The following is a 20794-nucleotide window of genomic DNA, read 5'->3' as shown; positions in this document are numbered from 1 at the left end:
TAATTCTGAATCCCCTTTCATATATGCAACCCAGTTAACGTGCTATAGGGAATTCTTGTGTCTGATCTACAAACGTGACTCAACAAAGCAATCTACTGAATCTATTATTGTTTATGACCTACTTTCTATATCAAAGATGATTAGCGAGATTTAGTATAACCCCTGACTCTAAACAAATACTGAACAACAAAAAAGCCTTAGGAAACATCCTAAGGCTACACAGTTTTAAGTGAGGTCATTCGAGTTCTATTTTATGATGGGATAAATCATCGTTGCCTTAGTTACGCGCTTGATTGCGAAGCTTCAAAAACACCTGATAGCTGCGTTCAGCACAGGAAGAGATCAACACCGGATCGAATCCAACCAGATCGGCGTACAGCGTGTCGTTTAGTGGAGCTGTCCATGATTCGGGCAACTGTGCCGCACCAAGGCGCGCACCCATGATCGAGCCAACCGTAGCTCCATTACAATCGGTGTCGAGCCCACCATAAACAGACGTGACAACCGCCTTCTCAAAATCATTGCCAGCATACACCAGCGATGCTGCTACCAGTGCAGCATTGTTATTGGTATGCACCGCATCATAATGACTGAACGTATCCCAGATCCGGCTTACCAGTTCCCGCTCACTGCGAGCCGAGAGTCCGATCTCCATGCCTTGAAGCACATCGGCGGCCAGTCGGCTTGTGTGTGGAATCTCGCTGAGTCCGATTTCCACAATGCGCTCGCTATTATTTTCCACAAACGCCGCAGCGATCATCGCTGCATTCAACATCTCACCATAAATACCATTCTTGGCATGAGAAAAAGAGGCATCTCTCCAGCCAAGTTCGGCTGCCAGTTCAGGTCGTCCGGCTACACCATATGCCAATCCGTCAGCGCGGATTGCAGCTCCGATCCACTCGCGGTATGGATTGAGATGCATACGTACACGTTCCTGGCGTAGTGTCCAATCCGCAGGTTTATCCGACTTCAGGTGCGAAGTCTCCTGGGCAAAGTTCATGTATGCTTGTGTCTCCGCTGTACATACCTGACTGTATGTGAGACGGTGATGCCACAGTTTTCCGATATCCCACGAATCCCAGTCCAGGCCTTTTTCCTCCAGCAACAGCAAGCCTAGTATCGTGTAACGAATATCATCATCGCTCTCCATAAACCGAATTTTCTCTCGGACACTTAAAGGCCCCAGTTCTGTCAAACTCAAGCCATACTCGTTCTCCGCACGGGAATGTTCAGGAGTATACCCTCGAATCGGCCAGGCATCAGCTCCCTTGAACCAAAGCTCAATATTTTCCCAGCCTGGGCGTCCATCCTTACCGTAGAGATAATCCGGGTGCTCCAGTGGCTTCCCTAGTGCACATCCGACACTCCGCCCGAGCCAAGCCCCGTAGAATTTATCCCGCCATACTTGCTCACTCCAGTCGGCTTGAAGCTCACGTGGCCCCTCTGGGCGCAAGGCACGAATATCTTCGAGACCCGAGGGTTCTGCAAAAGGAAAATCAGCGGACACCTGGAGTTCCATCAGTTCTTGGTAGAGTTGCAACAGCTTGCTCTCATCATCAGCGGCCTCGCCCCACTTTTGCATAAATCCCTGAGTGTCACAGCCTTCCTCACCACGTTGAAGCAGTTCAAGTCGCACCGTCTCCCGCAGGTCAGTCCACCCTGCCATATTACGAATCCCCTTGTGGAGATTGCTGTACACGAGCGTCCAGAATAGCAAGTGCATCATAGATGAGACGAATGAACGCATCACGGTTAACATCCAGCAGCACATTCACGTTAGGCTCACGATCTGTCTTCGTGCGCAAGTCGCCCACGGTCATTCCGCGTGTGTATGTTCCCTGTGTTTCAATCGTCACATCCAGCATTTTGCTGTGGAACAACTCGGGCTGTAGCAGCCATGCAATGGCACACGGATCATGCAGGGCATTGCCATGGTAACCCATCTTTTTGCCGTAAATCGAGTAGAAGTCCAGTAGTTCTCCAACCATAACTGATACAGGGCCGCGTATTTTCAAAGCTTCAATCTCTTCGTCAAAAATAGCCGCTTTATCCGTCACATCCAGTCCACTCATCGTGATCGGAATCCCTGATTCAAATACAATTTGGGCTGCTTCCGGATCAACGTAGATGTTAAACTCTGCTGTACGTGTCACATTTCCATAGGCAATGCCTCCACCCATCATGGAAATGCCAGCAATCCGTGATTTCAGTTCAGGATACGCCCGAATCAGGGTAGCAATATTGGTCAACGGTCCAATTGGCACAAGGGTGATCGGCTCATCCGAAGACAGCAACTGATGACGTATAAACTCTACAGCACCTACCTCGATGGCACGAAAACGACTTGGCGGCAGTACAGGGCCATCCATTCCCGATTCGCCATGAGCTTCCTCTCCGGTCACCAAGGCACCCAACAACGGCCCTTTCGCACCTTTCGCTACCGGGACGTTAGCCCCGACAAAACTGAGAATTTTGAGTGCATTATTCGTAATCTTCTCTAAGGTCTGGTTACCACCCACCGTTGTGATGCCCTTAATCTCCAGCTGCTCAGGGTGAGCCAGCGCCAGCAAAATGGCAATTGCATCGTCGTGTCCTGGGTCACAGTCAATAATAATAGGTTTCGTCATCGTTATCTCCTCAGTTCGTTTTTTGTGCGAGTTTACGTCTCTTCTTGCGTGTCTCAGCAATCGCATAAACAATTAGTCCGATCACAGTAGCCACATAAGGCAATGTACCGATCAGCTCAGCTGGTATCTTGAGCACTTGCAGTGCATTGGCCAGCGCCTCCGCTCCACCGAAGAGCAGTGAAGTCAAGGCTGTACCTACCGTTGTACTGCGTCCCATGGACTCCGCTGCGATGGCAATCCAGCCCCGTCCAGCAATCATATCTCTGGTGAACAGAGACAAATATCCCATCGACATGTAGGCCCCGCCCAAACTGGCGAAGAATCCACTTAGTAGCAAAGCCATATACTGAATCTTCACGACACTGACACCAACCGACTGTGCCGCATGCGGATTCTCGCCGACGGAACGAATTTGCAGACCTAGTGGCGTACGTTTTAATAAATAATAGACGGCAATAACGGCTAGAATGGAAGCATACGTCAAAATATGATGCCCTGACAGAATCGGGCCAAGCACCGGAATTTGTTGCAACAGCGGAATGTCTATACTAGGTAGCACCTTGCTCGGCAAAGACGTGGATGAACCTTTGTCTCCACTAAGCAAGTACAGTAAAAATACCGTCCCCCCTGATGCAAACATATTAATGGCAACGCCGCCCAGAATAATATGTGTCTTGAACTTCAGGGTGAAAAAAGCAAGCATTCCGGCAATTGCCGTACCCGAGAGGACAGCACCGAGCAATCCAATCCAGGCGCTAGCTGTGTAGGAACTGACCACAACTCCAGCAAGCGCAGATACTAGCATAATGCCCTCCATACCGATATTGATGATCCCCGCTCGATTGGAGATCAATGCACCTAAAGCCGCGAACAAAATCGGAGTAGTAACCCGTAATACAGAGAAGGCAAAATCCGTCGTTAAAATGATGTTCAGCAAGCTATTCATGCAGTTTGGCCTCCTTCAGCAGCATCCGATTCTTCCAGAACTTCAAGAACTGCTCCGCAGAGATCAGCAAAATAATGACTGCTTGAATAATGGAGATCATCTCGGAAGGCACATCTGACAAACGCGCCATCAGATCCGCACCGATACGAATATAGGCCAGGAAGAGTGCAGCACCAATGACGGAAAGAGGATTGTTCTTTGCAAGCATCGCCACAAGTGCACCATCCAGTCCATATCCCGGCAATGCCGTCCATTGGAAGCGATTATACATGCCCAGCACCTCGACCGATCCACCCATACCGGCGATAAAACCTGCAATTAAATGCACCAGAATGATGACTTTTGCTGTCTTCATACCGGAGTACCCAGCAAATTCGCGGTTGGCTCCCGTCATGCGCAGCTCATATCCCCACTTCGTGCGATACATGAAATAGTGAGCAAGAACAATCAACACCAGCACAATGATCAGTCCGGTATGCAGCCGTGTGCCTGGCAATATTTTATCCAGTTGTGCAGTTTCCGCAAATTTATAAGATACATTCGAGAACGCTTTGGCATCCCGCAGGTGATAGTTCAACAGATACAAGCCAATTCCAAAAAAGATGCTATTAAACATCAGTGATGTGACCAGTTCATTGGCATTCCATTTAGCCTTTAGATAACCGGGAATAGCTGAGAGCAGTGCACCCACAATCGAACCCGCTCCAATCGCCACAATCGGGTGCAATATACCATTCATACTTAGATGAATAGCCAGAATAGCTGCAACAATGCCCGAGATATAGAAGATACCTTCAGCACCCAAATTAAACATGTTCGTCTTAAACAGGAGTGACACCGACAGCCCTGTAAACATGAGCGGGATTGCCATTTCCACAACATTGCCCATTCGGCTTAAGGTGGACAGCGGCTCAAACAGGAAGACGCGAATGGTCTCTACAGGCTGGCTGCTCACCAGAGAGATAATAATAAATGCAATAGCTAAAGAAATAAGAATGACTGCTGCCGTGCGGTATACTTCAAAATATTTTAATCGGATCATGGGGAAGCCTCCTCCTCATACTGCTCCTGTTGCTCACGAATCCCAAGCATGTAGAGACCCAGCTCCTCTTCGCTGACACTTGACGGCGAGTCCAACCGGGCGGCAATCTTGCCGTCATATAACACAAGCAGTGTGTCACTCATTTCCAGAATTTCATTCAGATCAGCCGACACAAGCACAATCGCAGAGCCCGCATCCCGTAGCTCCAGCAACTTCTGATGGATAAACTGCGCCGCTCCAATGTCCACCCCCCGCGTAGGCTGCTCTGCAATGAGCAGATCCGGGTCGGTCGAGCATTCACGGGCAACGACCACCTTTTGCATATTCCCCCCTGACAACATACCGATTGGCTGTGATGGGCCTGAGCACCGGACCTTGAACTCCTCCACCAGAGAACTTGCCAGCTTTTGAATGGAGGACTTGCTAAGAAGTGGCCCTCTATTCAGCGATTTCGAACGATAACGGGTAGAGATCAGATTGTCTGCAATACTCGCCTCACCAGCTGACCCCTGACGCATCCGGTCTTCCGGAATGTAGGAGACACCCAGACCACGAATCTCTTGGATACCGAGTGAACGAATATCCCTTCCCTTCATTTCGACCTTGCCGCCTGCATAGCGGTTCCCTAAACTTCCGGTCAGTGCTTCAACAAGTTGACTTTGCCCGTTGCCTTCCACACCAGCGATTCCGACGATTTCCCCTGCTCGAACATGAAAGCTGATATCCGACAACAGTGCCTTGCCCTCGGGATCAATTGCCCCTAAGTTCTGCACAGACAGTACAGGCTTACCATAACTCTTCTGCGTCTTGTCATACTTGAGCACAACATCCCGTCCAACCATTAGCCGTGATATTTCCTGTTCTGTAACATCTGCAATGTTAAACACACCCTCTGTACGTCCGCCACGCAAAATGGTAATTCTATCGCAGATCGCTTTCACTTCTTTCAGCTTGTGCGAGATAAACACAATCGTATGTCCTTTCTCTTTCAGCAGTTTCAACTCTCGGAACAATTCTTCTGTCTCCTGTGGAGTTAGTACAGCTGTAGGCTCATCCAGAATGAGTATTTCTGCACCGCGTAGCAGAGCTTTCAAAATCTCTACCTTTTGCTTCATCCCTACACTCAAATCCTCAACCTTGGCTCTTGGATTCACGGACAGATTGTACTTGCGCGCCGTTTCCTCCGTCATACGGACAGCTTCTGCATAATGAATGCCAACACCGCGTCTCGGCTCCATGCCGAGCACCATATTCTCAGCCACGGTGAAGGAAGGAACGAGCATGAAGTGTTGATGCACCATACCGATTCCAAGCGCAATAGCATCCTGCGGGTTGCCAAGCTTGATCTGTTTTCCTTTTAACAAAATCTCGCCTTCGCTCGGCTCTTCCATGCCAAACATCATCTTCATCAATGTAGACTTGCCTGCCCCGTTCTCCCCGGCTATGGCATGAATTTCTCCCTCCTGCAAGGAGAACTGAACATTCTTGTTAGCGACCACCCCATTGGGGTAAACCTTTGAAATATTACGCATTTCCAACAGTGCGCCGGACATGAAGGTTGCTCCTCTCTACTAGCAGTTTGCACAAAAAATATACAGCCGAAAATGCATCAATAATCATGACTACATCTCCAGCTGTACAACATTTAACTCGATTATTTCTCTCCGATGATCCTATCTAGGAAACGAAAGCTTATACTTATGGCTTCACGCTATTACGGATCGCTTCAATCTCCGATGTCTCCATGCCCATTGCATTGGATACCTTAATCTCTTTATTTTCGAGTTTTTTCTTGATCTCTTCTACCTTCGCTTGCAGATCAACAGGGAATACACTTGTATAGATGTCATTCTCCGCAATGCCAACACCGTTCTCTACGAAGCCCATCACCTGGCGCTTTCCTGTCTCCAGCTTGCCCTCTTTCGCCCGGGTCACGGCTTCCAAAATCGAAGTGTCGATCTTTTTGATCGCAGAGGTAATGATAAGGTTAGCTTTGGCAGGGTCTGTCTCTTTGAGCAACGCAGCCTGGTCAGAGTCCACGCCGATGGCGTACTTGGATTTTTCCTTAGCTGCATCAAAAATGCCCAGCCCAGTTCCACCTGCAACGTTGAAAATCACGTCAACTCCCGAGTTATATTGAATAAGCGAAAGCTCTTTTCCTTTGGCTGGATTAACGAAATCTCCTGCATAGGATACAGCGACCTTAATATTCGGATCTACGTATTTGGCTCCCTCGATGTAACCCACGAGAAAAGCATTGATTCCCGGAATATCCATACCACCCAGGAAGCCGATCAGGTTGTCCTTGTTCGCGTTTGGCATGTCCGACTTGGTCGCGAGCGCCGCAACCGCTCCTGCCAGGAAAGATACTTCATTTGTAGAATAGGACATATTATATACATTAGCCGGGGCGTCTTCGATATCCGTATCATAGTTGATGAACGTTTTGTCAGCATGCTGCTCCGCAGCCGCATTAAACATTTCTGTAATTTCAGAGCCACCAGAAATGACGATGTCCCAGTCCTCAGCAGAAATATCGTTAAATGTTGGTTCCCACTTCGTTTTGTCTGTACCCATTTCAATGACCTTGGTCTTAGCACCCAGTTCGGACTTAACTAACTCCAGACCATGATTAGCAGCGTCGAAGAAGGATTTATCTCCCAGTGTGCCTGGAATCAGCAATACGACTTTCAATTGATCGGTCTGCTCGCCGCCATTGTCCGTTCCTGCTGGACCCGTTTCACCTGTTGTTCCCTTCGTACCCCCACATGCAGACAGAAGCAACAACAACGCTACCATACAAATCACCAACGCATTCTTCTTCATCTTCTTTACTCACACCCCTGTTTGTTGTTAAAATCATGGATAATCTGTAGTGCTTACAGCCCAGCTTTATAAATCAGGTGATTTACAGCCTAATTCTGAATTGTAATGCGTTTTCTTTACAGCTATAACCGAACGTATAAACTATCACTTCTGTTTAACATTCGTTTATGAGTATGATCATAACAAAATCAAGCCATTATATTTATATGATTTCGGTCGCTTTTTTGTACGATTCGGCTAATTGTCGAAATTAGGGGGAAAACAATAATGGATCAAGTTCTATATGTTGTCAGAGCCGAACATGCCCGGTTCACACATATCATCCCTCATCACCATGAATGTTATGAGTTGGTTTATTATTTTAAAGGGAACGGGACATCCATGATTGGAGAGCATAACTACCATTTTCAAGCTGGAACCTATGCGCTCATCCCGCCACATCAACAGCATGATGAGGATCACCGCGGTGACGCTGAGGTGCTTTTCGTTGGATTTCAGACGGATATGTCTGAAATTGCCGAGCTGCAAGGCATGCATCAAGATGATAGGGAGTATAGCATCCATAACTACATGCTGCAGTTGAACACGGAATATACACGGCGAGGTGAAAAAGCTCAGGACTACCTGAACGACCGTTTGCACCACATGCTACTGCACTTGCTTCATCGCGGAGGTAACAGCATGTATCCTCTGTTCTCGGGAGATCGGCTCCAGCATGTGCTTGCTTATATGAATGAACACTTCACACAACGCCTCTCCATCGAGATGTTAGCCGACATGTCCGGATATAGCTATGATCGCTTCCGGCATCTGTTCAAAGAGAAATACGGAGCCTCCCCTTCTCGATATATTTTGATCAAACGCCTGGACTACGCGAAGCATCTGCTTGCCGGCACACAGATGTCCATCTCGGATGTCTCTGCCGACGCTGGATTCGTGAACGATGCTCAGTTCTGCAACATGTTTAAAAGAGAGACCGGCATAACCCCGCGTTCCTATCGCAAAAACTTGCAGATCAAGAACGTCTAGCGCCCTGAGAACCTTCACATCTAATTTTTTTGCTTCGGGGTGAATTGATCGCAGAGGATAGAGGAAGCAGCTGTCCTTATTCTGTGCCTGAGCACACCAAAAAGCCGAATGCCCGCCAAAGGTGCATTCGGCTTTTACGTCTGAACTGTTCAACTATGTTGTGCTATGTCATGCTTTCTGTTTCGATCCTTGCACTTTCTCCTATTGTACAGGTATCCCCTTTACTGTTTTTGTTCTTCTGGCGCAAATCGTCGTTCTTTTCAGCAAAACGATCATTGTGAGAAGAAACACCCGCCATCTTTGATTCGCTAGGATCGATGTACAGTTTGGCACTGTTTACCGCAAGCACTGCATCATTAAATGTGCCTGCGATCAATCTGATTTTTCCCTCATTTGTGATACTGTCACCTACTGGTTTATTAAAACCGTAAGCGGGACGTTGCTGCTTCAATCCTATCAAAAATCGCTTTAAAATCACTTTTACCAGTAGATGCTTAATGATTTCTTCTATTCGACTGACCAGTTACTACTTATAGTCATTCATCGGCCCTTTATCCATGATCACTTCTACCATTTTGGAAGAGCCCATCTTGAGCTTGGGCCTGAACTCCGAATTCGGTTTACTGTATAGCTCCAATGGACTGATTATTACGCCGTCTGGCGTGTTATAAAGTATTCCGGGAACACAGGTATAAATCTTATCATTATTATTGGCATGATTGGCCGAGATCGTAACAGAGGTCCCCTCATGATTATCAATGCTCATCGAAACCTTATAGCGGTAAAAAGAACCGGTGCCATTGGACTGAGCTGAATAAACGACAGGAACAACGGCAAGAATATCATCTCTTAATCTTAATTTGATAACCTCTGTCTTAATGGCTTGGTTGCTTCTTCCCACATCGCCCATATGTTCCACGGCCCCGTTACCAAAGCTTTGAAGAGGAGGTACGCCCTTTGCACCGAACATAGCTACATCAATCTGCTTCCCATCCTTATTGTAGACCAAAGCGTAGATATCATAATCCGTTCCAGTCTCCCATGATACTGTAGCTGTAATTTCTGGTGTTTTATCAATGAGTACTGACTTTTGCCCTTTTTCGAGGTTAATCTTACCCGTCACCTTTTGAAGGTTTAATGATGACTTGGATGGTTGCGTATTTTTATGATCAGCAGCAGCAACACTTGTTGAATCAGGGGTTTTTGATGATTGATCGGAAGTATTCTGAGGTTCGGCAGGCTTGCTCGGCTCGTCCGCTTCAACCTCAACACCATAGTTTTTACATAATCCTTCAAGCCCGGAATTAAATCCGCGCCAGATTGATTTTGCCTTGGTTTGCCCATTCCTTAGATATAATTCCAGAACTACGATTCCATTTTCGTTTGTGAAAACAGAGGGTGATAACTGAATAATTGTACTGTCAGTACATATTTCGGCTGTCAGATTTTTCACATTCGAAAATCCAGTGTTCTGATCCTCTGTCAGTGTTATCGCTATTTTGGTTATCCCTTCAGGTACTTTATCCATATCAAAATTAATTCTATGTACTTTTGTATTGCCCACTTGCTCGGATGGTAAAAGAGTGGCTACACCTGTGGAACTTGTTGGTTGATTGTAAAAAATGATCCCGCTATCGCCTTGTACCTTGTCAGAATCCGTTAAAAGGAAGGCCGTTAATGAAACATCGATAGAATTCGAAATCTCGTGGCTAATCTTGATACTCCCTTTTGCTGAACTTAAAGTTGTATTTGCCCCCATCTGAAGAAACTGACTCACTCCAAATCACTCCCTATCCATAGATGTCTCGTACTCAAGCTGATCTTTTCATTCGCTAAGCGCAGAATATGTACTGACTCACTTATATTACCACAAGAAGGAAATACTTAGGAGCTGAATTGCCGCCAGTAGTTATCAGTTGCTTTTCCCCTCTAAAAACAGGAAAAAAACGCCCTGTATACTGGTTTATTGAAACCGTAGCAAGACGTGAGCTGATTTTTATGCGTATATTTACGGGTCAATGTCTCTTATTAAATCTTTGGATCGCTTCTTTGCTTATCGGTTCAAAAAAGTTTACCAAGTTGCCCTCCGGATCACGGAATAGCATCGAGCGGTTTCCCCACGGCATTGTGGTTGGTTGTTGCACCCAATCATGAATGAATGTTCTCAGGCGCTCATATTCCGCTTCGATATCAGCAACATGAAACTCCAAAATGACCGGATGATTCATGGCCCTGGATGCATTTGCAGCGTCGACTCCAAATAATGCTGTGGTCTGGGTGTGCCCGATAGCAAGCGTACATGATGGTAAAACAAACTCTGCAAATACAGGTGCAGAGCGCTCCGCCGATACCCTAAGGACGTGCTCATAGAACGCCACCAGGCTATCTACATCTTCAGTAATCATGCGTACAGAAGCAAAATTCACAATAGATCATCCTTCCTCGTCTTCTTCATTATTTCTCCCTAAATCTTGTTCCTTGCCTCTCTTCTTTGCTGTACTGATCTGATTATAAAAAAACGCCACTGACAACGTTATGTCAGTAGCGTTTATAGGCATTCTCAAGACTTACATATCTCGAAGCAACGAGGTATCCAATTCCCCTCTCCCCAAATAACCGCTGCAGAGGACAGGACGACCGAGGACTTCATGACTTGCGATTTTCGTCTATTGCGCTTAAGAAATTCGTCTATTTCACTTAAGAAAACTGACAGAAACCTGCTACGGGATGCTGTATTTCTGTACCTATTTTAGCGAAAATGTATAGCGAACCGAAACCAAATGGATAATCGCCATCCTCTCGAATCAATGTATCGGGATAACCATCTTCATCAACTTGGAAGAAGAACGACAGTGACTCTTTCTTGAGTTTTGCGAAATAATAGTCTTCATCCTGAATCAGTCTCGGATTACCGCCCGCCTTAATCAAAAAGGGCTGCTCCATTGAGTCTTCGTCCTTGCTTCGTTCTCCGAATAAGATAGAGTGTTTTATCAGATCCTTGTGAGTAAAGGATTCCTGGGTGCTTTCCGTCGAAACAGGATGTTCAATCACCTTGACTGAGCAATCAGGATAGATGTTATTTTCCAGATAGGTTTCACGATTTTCAGGGATAAAGATCGAAATCATGCTATCGGGTTTGAAGGGGTGGTTAAGGCTCAGATAAAAAGCATATTTTTGGTTACCTTCATGGATGAGCTCTGATTGGTCGTCAAAAAAATCGGGTGCATTGCCGCCGATCCAGCCTGCTCTATGTTCATTGGTTAAGAACGGTTTGGCATAATAAAGAATAGATTCTACTCTAGTAGTCAAAATATTCGCATGATTCTCTATCGTCACATTACAACTCCCTCTCCAGAATCTGATATTCACTTGTTTATTCGTAAATAGCCCTCATCACCATTATAAAGAAGACTTTTCTTTTCTCTAATCCACCTACGTTTAAACTCATTCCTGGAACTTTATTAAGAGCTAGGGGATAAAACAAAAAAATCGCGTGCTCTAAAAGAGAGCACGCGAGATGAAACCCAAAAATTTCGTGTTTTGTCATCGACCTTAACGCTTTCTAGCAACTACCGCTAGCCGGCCATTCTCAGTCGAATATTCACATGTGGACAGTACAACAAGCTTATCACCATACTGAGCGTTTACACCTGTGTCGTAAAGAGCGAGTTTTTTGATATTTTGAACATATGAATCAAACTCGGTGGATGTCTGTACATCCCCAATTTGATAGTATTTAAACACGTCATCTGATTTACGATACACTTTGGATAGAATCACAGCAACAATCTCGTACTCTTCCTTTTCGTAAAGCGTGCTAAACTCGAATGTAACGTGCTCTTTATAAAAGCTTTCACTTTTGTATTTCATTAGATCTTTAAACATCCAGCCACTTTTCATATGATGTCCATGAATCAGCAAAATATCTGAACCCCTGATCTGGCTATGCCTGTCCAAAAAAGGAAGGCCACCTTGGGTTTCCCTCTTATCGAAATCATGATTGAGATAATACTCCACATCCTGTGGATTTTGCATAACCGGGTACTCAATTCGAGTGCCGCCAATCTTTAGCCAGCCCACAATGTCCGAGTTCCGTTCGTAAAGGGCTCGAAATTCAGGGAGCATAACTGGATTTTTCTTCTTATTGAACAAAAAAGAGGGGATTGCATCCCCTCCGTTTTTATTCGACCCTTTCTCCCACATGTTCGCCAACTCATCTATTTTCTGTTGCTCAGCATAATCTCGCAGCAGCGTTCTCGAAACACCGATGAGGGAAAATACCAACACAAAGGAGGAAATGGCGATAAGAATTTTTTTGGTTTTGTTCATGTTCTTACCGCCTTTCCGGTCATTAAATGTGCTTTTTCTTCTTGTTACCGAGCAGACAGAAAGCGATCGTGATCAAGGACATCAGTGCCAAAATCATATAGAACATTGGCGATATACTGTTGTCTCCTGTTTTCGGAGCATCGTCCAACTCGTTGCTAACGTCATCCGTAACATGGTCACCTTTGCTCGCTCCACTGTTGCCATTATTGGTTCCGGTGTTGCCAGTGTTTGTTCCTGGAGTACCGTTATTGGTTCCACTGTTGCCGGTGTTCGTTCCCGGAGTACCGTTATTGGTTCCGCTGTTGCCAGTGTCAGTTCCTGGGATACTGTTATCGGTTCCTGGAACACCATTATCTGTTCCACTGTTCCCATTGTTCGTTCCTGGAGTACCGTTGTTGGTTCCTGGAATACCATTATCGGTCCCACCGTTCCCATTGTTCGTTCCTGGAGTACCGTTGTTGATTCCTGGGATACCAGGGTCGGTTCCACTGTTGCCGGTGTTCGTTCCTGGAGTACCGTTATTGGTTCCACTGTTGCCATTGTTGCCTCCGCTGTTGCCGCCGGAGCCACCACCTGAACGGATCGGCTTCATTGGCACGTCGTATTTGACAATGTCAAAATCTACAGAAATCGTACCGCTAGTGTGCGTTTCGTATCCATCCTTCGTTACGACCAGATAGTAATCTGCTTCAGGAAATACCATGTACGCATAGAATCCATTGACATCGCTATCCTGCTCTGGACTCTTGTTGTCGTGCGGCGGGAAATTCGGAACCGCTGGTAGGGTTACTTTTGTACCCGGAATGCGGCCTTTATCTCTATTCCGCTGTGTATCCGCATAATACAGTGTAACTATGGCTCCCTCAATTTTCTTGCCCGTGCTCGCAGTTCCTGTAGTTTCATCATAGACCGTACCGTAAGGGTCAACTAATTCCTCAGAAATATTCAGCTCTCCGTTAGCTTTCACGTCGAGTTGCGTCACTTTGAGGAGTAACTCCTCACCAGTCTCCACTTGATAACGAACTTCCATGGTATACTTCTGTTCGCTTAACCCTTCCACGGAGAAAGTTCCGTTCGAAGCCATTGGAAAAGCCTTAGGGTGACCATTTTCCGTAATATAATTACCGTCTCTGTCTTTCAGGTAGATATACATATGGCTGGTATGCAAGCTGTTAAATAGCTCTGTTGTTCCGTCCATTTGTTTGAGCATAATGATACCTACAGCCGTGATATCCGCTGGAATGGTCTCGTCTGTAACACTGCTGTTTACATTTGCTTTTTGCGTAAACTTAACAGGTACATCTCTCCCGCCTACTCGGTACAACTTCGTATATGTGATCGTGTAGTCCGTATCGGCTACGGCTGGGACCGCATATTCACCCTTCTCATTTGTCTCAATCTGAAGCTCTTCGCCTGTCTTCAGATCGGTCACTGTGATGGATGCATTCGGAATGACTTCTCCTGTATTGTTGTCACGCAGTACACCTTCCAGATAAGGGCGAGTATTCTTAAATTTAGCCTCCGCCGCTTTTTTCTCCGGAATCACACCCGTGCGAACAAAACGTTCAGGGTCTGTCACATAACCATCTTTCGTATAATCGTCCTGCGTTACCGTATACTCGAGAGATGACGGCAGTCCTTGCACAATAAGTGTCTGGCCATCGGTAAGCTCGAAGCTATCGCCGTTCTTGATCATGCCCTTGCTGCCATCTGACTTCTCGTAGGCGTAGGACTCATCTGATCCCTCACCTGTGAAGGTGACTGTGTACTTAAACGGCTTGCTCTTATCTTCGTCTTTGCCTTTCACTGTGTTGCTGATGAGTAGTCCGCCCTTCAAGACGCGCACGTTCGTGAATGGAGCTTCTTCATCCATGCCTTTCATCACTTCGGAATAATACCGTTCCTCAGGAGTAGTCATGTATTCATCGGTTGTGTAATCTTTTTGGCTAACTGTGTATTTCAGATGTTTAGGCAGGCCTGAAATATCCAGTGTCTCTCCGTCCTTGAGGCGGAAAGTGTCGCCTGACTTGATCGTGCCTGTACTATTATCCGACTTCATGTAGGAGTAACTTTCATCTTTGCCTGTATCCTCAAAGTGGATGGTATACTCGAATTCCTTCGTCTTATCGCCACCGTTGCCCATGACCGTATTACTGATGGTCAGCTTGTTGACGATTCGTTCGTTGATGAAGTCCGCTTTATGATCACCTTTGTTCACAATGGAGCCGGACAGTTCTCTCGTATCAGGTGTAGTTGTATAGCCATCAGCGGTCGTATAATCGTCCTCGGTCACGGTATAGACCAGATTCGCAGGCAAAGCAGGAAGCAATACGGATTCCCCGTGCTTGAGGACGATCTTGTCTCCATTTTTGAGCGTTCCAGACGTATTATCCGATTTCTTATAGATATAGTCTCCGTCCTTACCTTCACCAGCGAAGGTCACGGTGTATACAAATCCTTTGTTCGGATCACTACCGTTGCCTTCTACCTTGTTGGTAATGGTCAGCTTGCCTTGGGCAGGTGTAGGCACAATCAGCGGTTGATCCGAGGTTACTTTTACTCCGTCTACCCAGAGTGGTTTCCCTGGTGTATTTCCTACATATACTTGATAAACCCTTGTCGTTGGCAACCAGGTATTTGTGTCAATATACGTTTCCTTCAGCTCATAGTAGCCTGGGTCAGGGAATAGCAGATTAAGTTTCCCTAAACTATCGGTTTTCCCTTTGGTAACTGTAGCTCCGTTGTCTTTTTTATAGAGTGTAAATTCTACGTCCTTAAGCGGATTTCCATTGGGATCTACTTTTCTCAGAGGCAGTAAAGCATTCGAGCTTGAACTACCTGCTACGTCTGAACTGTCCAGTGTACTTTCACTTCTGGCACTGACAGCACTCAGACTGTCATCGCCCTTCAGTTTCACCTCGTTGCCCATTTTATCTCCGGCTTTCGCTTTCGAAGGATCAACTTCAGTTTGGTATACAAACTGGTAAAACTTATTCGGGTTGTTCATTTTGAATTTGAGAACGGTAGTCCCTTCTGCACCTGGTGCAACCTCTACTTGAACTTCGCTATTAGGGTCGCTCAGGTCGAGAGATTCACCTCGTTCCAGAGTACCACTAGCTGTTAGCTTAGCAGGATAGACTGCCATACTAGGTGATGTCAACACAAGCTTTCCGTTAACTTCATAACGTAGGTTCATGCCTGCACCCAGGGTATCCTCCAGATAAACGCCCTGCTTCATGTTAAACGGCGGAGTATAGTTTACTGTCCATTCCAACACACCTGGAACAGGTTTAGTTACCGACTTGCCCAAAGTCTGGATCGGTACGATAATCTTACGCTGTTCAGAGACAATCTTTTCTACTCCACCCCAAGACATATGGAGGTCAGCTTTGTTATATAACACCTGCTTGTCCGTGCCACTCGTCGTGTATTCGTTCAAATATTCCTCTAAAGCTTCGTTAGAAGGTCTTGCCTTCACCAAGATAACATAAGGACTTTCCAATTTAGAAAAAGTGAACGTTCCTACGTTGCCATTATGGGTGAAGGAGCTTACGACATGAGCATCAGTGCCTGGTTCAATAATCGTTTTGGCATCGTTTCTCGTACCGTATTCTGTACCTGCACCGTTGTCGGAAAATCCTTTCCAAAGCTCATAATCTTTACCCTCAGAAAAAGGAACAAACTCCCAGCCTTCAGGCAATGTATCCACTAACTTCATATTGCTAATGACTCGATTACCGCCATCTTTAGCCATTTCCTCTGTGTTATATCCAGGCATGTTTACTCCTAGACGGAAGGTGACTGTCTTGGTTGTCCGGTCATAAGCAGAAATCGTCCATGCATCATTACTATCGTTTCTAATGTAACTGTTAACGTTATTTGGGCTAACATTTTCAAGTGTGCCATCTACTTTCAATGGTCTCGAAGCAAAGAGCATATCCTTGTTCAGCATTCGAAGGTGAAGATTGGCGCTGTTTTGCGCTTGTCTTACGCTTTCGCCATCAATGAGCAAAGCACGATTCGAACTTGTTTTCCCTACGTTGATGTCCTGTCTAAAAAGGATGTCCGGGTTGGTCTCCAGTGCACGGAAGCTGAAAGATGCGGAATTTTCCGTATATCCAGTCACCTTAATCAAGTCCGCCACCACTTTACCATCCACCGTTAAAGGGATCGCCTTCATCGTCAGATTGTCTGCACTCGTCTTCAGCGTTCCTGCCTTATACTGCTTCCAAAGCTGCGCGGAAGTTACATTTGCTTTGATCTTCGCAATGGTTTCTACACTCACTTCACCACTTACATCTACGGCATTGTCCAAGACGTCCAAATTACCGCCATGTACCAAGACATCATATACTGCCGCATTCGGCAGAGCATATTGTGGAGCAAGGTTAACCGTCCACGTGATGCTACCTTGGTTATAATCCTCTATAGATACAGCGCCTGACTTTGTGAAATTATGCGCGCCGATGTTAACGATGGCCTCATCCGTTACAGCTGTGGGCCTCGTACCCGCCTTCACATCGTTGTTCTGTATATCAGCCGGTGTATCCAGATTCCAGTTGGCACGAGGATCGATTCTGAAACTGGAACCACTTATTACTTTGCTTTTAATAAATAAATCCACTTTACCGTTAATATTTCCAAAAGAATACACGCCGTTTGCATCTGGTGTAATGGGTGTTAATCCAGATTCGGTGCCATCCTCTTGCCATTCAGCCGATAAAAAGTTCAGCCCGGCGGGTAAACCATTGGTAATCGTAAAGTCCTTTAACCCTCTTTTGTTATATTGGTTAACCGTGACTTTCCAGGTAATGGTCTCACTCGCATGATCGTATGAGGCACTGGATTGAATCCAGTCGGGAGCAAAGGTCATCTCCAGCCCAGCCTGTACAAGCATGCTATTGTCTTGTCTCAGTTCCACTTTACCATTCATATCCCGGTGGCTACGCCCCAGATTGCTTGGTGGGTTCCGATACTCGAAATAATACGAATCCTTGGGAATCCAGGTTTTATATTCCACTTTTGGCTCTGGACCTGTTCCTGATGGGAAAATGTAAGTCAGCGATCCGTCTGCCCCAACGACTGGGGATACGTTCTGATCGTTAACTTTGAAGGAACCCTCCACATAAATACCGCGTGAATTTCCAGATCCCGTATTATATGCTGAGGGATTGGTATAAAATGTCTTCCCGTCTAATGGCAATTTGATCGTTTTATCAAACTGGTCGGACGCGGATACGGTTGACTGCCAAGTAATCGCGCCTTCAACAAATTGAGCCGGTTGAATTCCACGATAACTATACTGATCCCACCTGATCATTCCAGGCGAGGTTAACGTGATACCATACTCTGCTGTAACATTTGGATTCTCTAGCTGATATGTACTACCAAAGATGTTAACAGGCTTTTTATCACCGTAATTCAATCCTGTTACATCTGCATCAGCTGTCGTTTCGAAACTGAAAGTAATACCTCGTCCTACACCATTGAAAAAGTTATCATCACCGTCGAAGACAACTCGAATGCTATTTGGAGTAAAGTAGGTCGTACCCAGCTGTTTGGTGCCTGAGTCGGTCTGTGCATACAGGGGTCTCGTCGCTGTCGGAAGCACGACTTCCTTGAAGTAATCCTCTCTTTTCAGCTCAATCCAGTCACCCTTTTGAATGTATTTCTCAGGATCTGCATTCGTTGGATTGGAATCATCCCCATTGACAGGTACCTTGAGCCCTTCCGATTTGAGCGTAAATGGTTTTCGTCCCTGAATAATACCGTTCAGATCAATAACCACATTCCCTTGCTTCAACTCCAGTGGGAAGGATACATTAGATTCCATAAATACTGCTGTTTTGTCCATTGGGACAGCTGCTGCCATCATTATGGAATTGTCTGGTACATCGTACACTGCCTCAGATACCGAAGACGGTTTGTCCATACTCTGCGAGTCAGATCCGCTAACTGCTTCCATTCCAGTATCGTTAGGTACACTCTCCGCATATGCAGCAGTGGAGAACATCACTGTCTGCAAAACAAGCATAATTGCCAGAAATAAGGACAATAACGGTTTACCTACATTGCGTCTTTGCTTCAATACGAGAATCTCCTCCATTTCATAAATTTTGGGCGGAACCCGGAAACTTTTTCTCTCCCCTTACCCGCTCTTCTCCTTACAACAGGAAATTGATGAAAAATCCCATCAAATATATATGGCATACCTGACCATTATAAATTAGGGGTCTAACCAAATTCTGACCATAGGTATATTTGCCCTTTGGACATGATTCGTACTGAATTGTGTCCATTAGATATGTGGTGCATTTTAAGCTATAAATTATGGGTTGCGAATCTTATATCAAAGCAAAAAAGCACCCTGTCTACTGATTTGACAATCAGTAAACAAAGCGCAATTCATGGAGAGCCTAAATTTAATTTTTAATTCTAATTTCACATCATATTTATTCCCTGCACGATGTCAAAGTGGTGTGCTATTCGATTAAAATCTATTCGGGTATATATGGAAGATCCAGCATCTTCGGAACGTTGATCACATGCCTTTCCGTATACGTGAGAATACCCTCTGCGCCGTATTCACGGCCAATACCCGATTGCTTGAAGCCACCAAAAGGGAACCGAACATCAAGCCCCTGCACAGCAGCTGTATTGATCATGGTTGTTCCAGCTTCGAGTTGACGTGCCAAAGAGATGGCATCCTCTTCTTTTCCCCACACAGAACTCGTAAGTCCATATATGCTCTCATTGTGCAGTTTAATGACCTGCTCTTCATCGTCAAATGGCAGAACTGGAACCGTCGGACCAAACTGTTCCTCCACGACAATCGGATCATGAACATCGCAATCCAAAACAAGTGTAGGTTGCAGGTAGTAGCCTTGTTCAAACCGCTTTTGATCGAGGATTTGGCCGAGAGGGATGGCCTTGGCCCCGCGTTTCTGCGCATCTTCAACCAAACCATGCACGTACTCTCTCTGCTTCAGGTTATTAACGGGCCCCACGGTCGTGTTTGGATCAAAAGGATCACCAATTCGAATCCAGCGATTGGCTGCCTCTATATATTTTTCCACAAATTCATTATAAATCGAACGGTGTACATATACGCGTTTGGCAATCATACAGATTTGGCCTGTTGTCAAAAAGTTAGAGATGACAATCCGGCGCATGGCTCGTTCGTCTTGAACATCAAAGCTTTCCAAGAAGATTGCCGCGTCATTCCCGCCAAGCTCCAGCGTCATATCTTTAATTGTTTCGGAAGCGGCTTTGATAATATGCTTCGCTGTTGCAGTTCCACCTGTAAAGGCGATTTTCGTCACAAGAGGATGACTCGTCAGTTCAACGCCCACATCTGCATCACCGTATACAACATTGATTACACCAGCCGGGAACTCACTCGCAATGATCTCTGCCACCCTCGCCGCCGCCAGTGGTGCATATGGACTCGGTTTAAGCACGATCGTGTTGCCCGCAAGTAATGCAGGAGCGATCTTGATCGTAGATAGAGCAATCGGGTAGTTCCATGGACTAATCGCTGCCACAACACCAATTGGATCGTTGGATATAATGGTTTTACCATGGTCATGCTCCTGGATCTCTTCCGCCAGAACGGATGTAGCTTCATTACAAGCAAACTCCATCCACATCAGCGAAACAAAAATTTCACCGTGTGCATCATACAGCGGTTTGCCATGCTCTCTGGACAGCAAATGAACAATATCATTCTCCGCCGCTCTAATTTTCTCTATTGCCTTGCGCATCCGAATTATGCGTTCGTCAATGGAGGTCTGCTTCCATGTTTTGAAAGCGCCTGACGCGGCTTCAATAGCGATGACCGCTTGTTCTTTGGTCGTGACAGGAAAATATCCTACGATTTCAGTTGGATTAGCCGGATTCTCTTTTGCTAACTGCGAAAGGGATTTTACATGTTGACCGTTAATAAAGGCTTCAACGGTAACTGTCTCTTGATCTGCTTGAATAGTCATATGA

Annotated in this window: 13 protein-coding genes and 1 pseudogene; 1 reads left to right on the top strand and 13 read right to left on the bottom strand. The window is 45.9% G+C overall.

What is annotated here, in order from left to right; all coding sequences use genetic code 11:
• Window positions 1-277 precede the first annotated feature (277 nt).
• The 6 genes from ABIE27_RS04595 to ABIE27_RS04570 all read right to left on the bottom strand — a co-directional run bounded on the left by ABIE27_RS04595 (window position 278) and on the right by ABIE27_RS04570 (window position 7417).
• A complete protein-coding gene (locus ABIE27_RS04595; RefSeq protein WP_429349998.1) occupies window positions 278-1669 on the bottom strand; it encodes an ADP-ribosylglycohydrolase family protein in 1392 nt (463 codons plus the stop codon).
• 1 nt (window position 1670) lies between these two features.
• Complete coding sequence (locus tag ABIE27_RS04590; protein WP_429349997.1) at window positions 1671-2630, bottom strand: nucleoside hydrolase; 960 nt, start codon at window positions 2628-2630, stop codon at window positions 1671-1673.
• A 10-nt stretch (window positions 2631-2640) separates the two neighbouring features.
• Window positions 2641-3576, bottom strand: coding sequence for an ABC transporter permease (locus tag ABIE27_RS04585; protein WP_429349996.1), 936 nt, complete (start codon window positions 3574-3576; stop codon window positions 2641-2643).
• Window positions 3569-4618: an ABC transporter permease gene (locus ABIE27_RS04580; RefSeq protein WP_429349995.1), complete on the bottom strand. Its 1050-nt coding sequence runs from the start codon at window positions 4616-4618 to the stop codon at window positions 3569-3571. Before ABIE27_RS04580 ends, ABIE27_RS04585 begins: the two co-directional genes overlap by 8 nt.
• Window positions 4615-6171 carry an ABC transporter ATP-binding protein gene (locus ABIE27_RS04575; RefSeq protein WP_429349994.1) on the bottom strand — a complete coding sequence of 519 codons (1557 nt, stop codon included), beginning with the start codon at window positions 6169-6171 and terminating at the stop codon, window positions 4615-4617. Before ABIE27_RS04575 ends, ABIE27_RS04580 begins: the two co-directional genes overlap by 4 nt.
• A gap of 145 nt (window positions 6172-6316) precedes the next feature.
• The gene (locus ABIE27_RS04570; RefSeq protein ID WP_429349993.1) at window positions 6317-7417 is read right to left on the bottom strand and encodes a BMP family ABC transporter substrate-binding protein; all 1101 of its coding nucleotides are present in this window, start codon (window positions 7415-7417) and stop codon (window positions 6317-6319) included.
• 294 nt (window positions 7418-7711) lie between these two features.
• On the opposite strand from ABIE27_RS04570, the gene ABIE27_RS04565 reads away from it, so the two are divergent.
• Window positions 7712-8473: a helix-turn-helix domain-containing protein gene (locus ABIE27_RS04565; protein WP_429349992.1), complete on the top strand. Its 762-nt coding sequence runs from the start codon at window positions 7712-7714 to the stop codon at window positions 8471-8473.
• A gap of 163 nt (window positions 8474-8636) precedes the next feature.
• Here the strand turns inward: ABIE27_RS04565 and ABIE27_RS04560 are convergent.
• From ABIE27_RS04560 to ABIE27_RS04530, 7 genes and pseudogenes are all read right to left on the bottom strand, one after another.
• A pseudogene (locus tag ABIE27_RS04560) lies at window positions 8637-8885 on the bottom strand (hypothetical protein); the annotation flags it as partial.
• 114 nt (window positions 8886-8999) lie between these two features.
• Window positions 9000-10250, bottom strand: a complete 1251-nt coding sequence (locus tag ABIE27_RS04555) for a TerD family protein (RefSeq protein ID WP_429349991.1) — start codon at window positions 10248-10250, stop codon at window positions 9000-9002.
• A 238-nt stretch (window positions 10251-10488) separates the two neighbouring features.
• Complete coding sequence (locus tag ABIE27_RS04550; RefSeq protein ID WP_123063830.1) at window positions 10489-10899, bottom strand: VOC family protein; 411 nt, start codon at window positions 10897-10899, stop codon at window positions 10489-10491.
• Between the two features lie 271 nt (window positions 10900-11170).
• Window positions 11171-11803: a hypothetical protein gene (locus ABIE27_RS04545; protein WP_429350245.1), complete on the bottom strand. Its 633-nt coding sequence runs from the start codon at window positions 11801-11803 to the stop codon at window positions 11171-11173.
• Window positions 11804-12025: 222 nt separating this feature from the next.
• Window positions 12026-12802 carry a class B sortase gene (locus tag ABIE27_RS04540; protein WP_123063828.1) on the bottom strand — a complete coding sequence of 259 codons (777 nt, stop codon included), beginning with the start codon at window positions 12800-12802 and terminating at the stop codon, window positions 12026-12028.
• A 22-nt stretch (window positions 12803-12824) separates the two neighbouring features.
• Entirely contained in the window at window positions 12825-18890 is a 6066-nt protein-coding gene (locus ABIE27_RS04535; protein WP_429349990.1) for a DUF7601 domain-containing protein, read from the bottom strand.
• Between the two features lie 409 nt (window positions 18891-19299).
• Window positions 19300-20790 (bottom strand): aldehyde dehydrogenase family protein, encoded by a 1491-nt coding sequence (locus ABIE27_RS04530; RefSeq protein WP_123063826.1) that lies wholly within the window; start codon window positions 20788-20790, stop codon window positions 19300-19302.
• Between the last annotated feature and the right edge of the window lie 4 nt (window positions 20791-20794).

The organism is Paenibacillus sp. 4624 (genome assembly GCF_050435065.1).
Classification (GTDB): Bacteria; Bacillota; Bacilli; order Paenibacillales; family Paenibacillaceae; genus Paenibacillus; species Paenibacillus amylolyticus_D.
This window is presented reverse-complemented; position numbering and strand designations above follow the sequence as displayed.

Coding starts and splice junctions, on each gene's coding strand:
- ABIE27_RS04585 (WP_429349996.1), bottom strand. CDS start 3,576: ATGAATAGCTTGCTGAACATCATTTTAACGACGGATTTTGCCTTCTCT.
- ABIE27_RS04540 (WP_123063828.1), bottom strand. CDS start 12,802: ATGAACAAAACCAAAAAAATTCTTATCGCCATTTCCTCCTTTGTGTTG.
- ABIE27_RS04580 (WP_429349995.1), bottom strand. CDS start 4,618: ATGATCCGATTAAAATATTTTGAAGTATACCGCACGGCAGCAGTCATT.
- ABIE27_RS04575 (WP_429349994.1), bottom strand. CDS start 6,171: ATGTCCGGCGCACTGTTGGAAATGCGTAATATTTCAAAGGTTTACCCC.
- ABIE27_RS04590 (WP_429349997.1), bottom strand. CDS start 2,630: ATGACGAAACCTATTATTATTGACTGTGACCCAGGACACGACGATGCA.
- ABIE27_RS04565 (WP_429349992.1), top strand. CDS start 7,712: ATGGATCAAGTTCTATATGTTGTCAGAGCCGAACATGCCCGGTTCACA.
- ABIE27_RS04595 (WP_429349998.1), bottom strand. CDS start 1,669: ATGGCAGGGTGGACTGACCTGCGGGAGACGGTGCGACTTGAACTGCTT.
- ABIE27_RS04570 (WP_429349993.1), bottom strand. CDS start 7,417: ATGGTAGCGTTGTTGTTGCTTCTGTCTGCATGTGGGGGTACGAAGGGA.
- ABIE27_RS04530 (WP_123063826.1), bottom strand. CDS start 20,790: ATGACTATTCAAGCAGATCAAGAGACAGTTACCGTTGAAGCCTTTATT.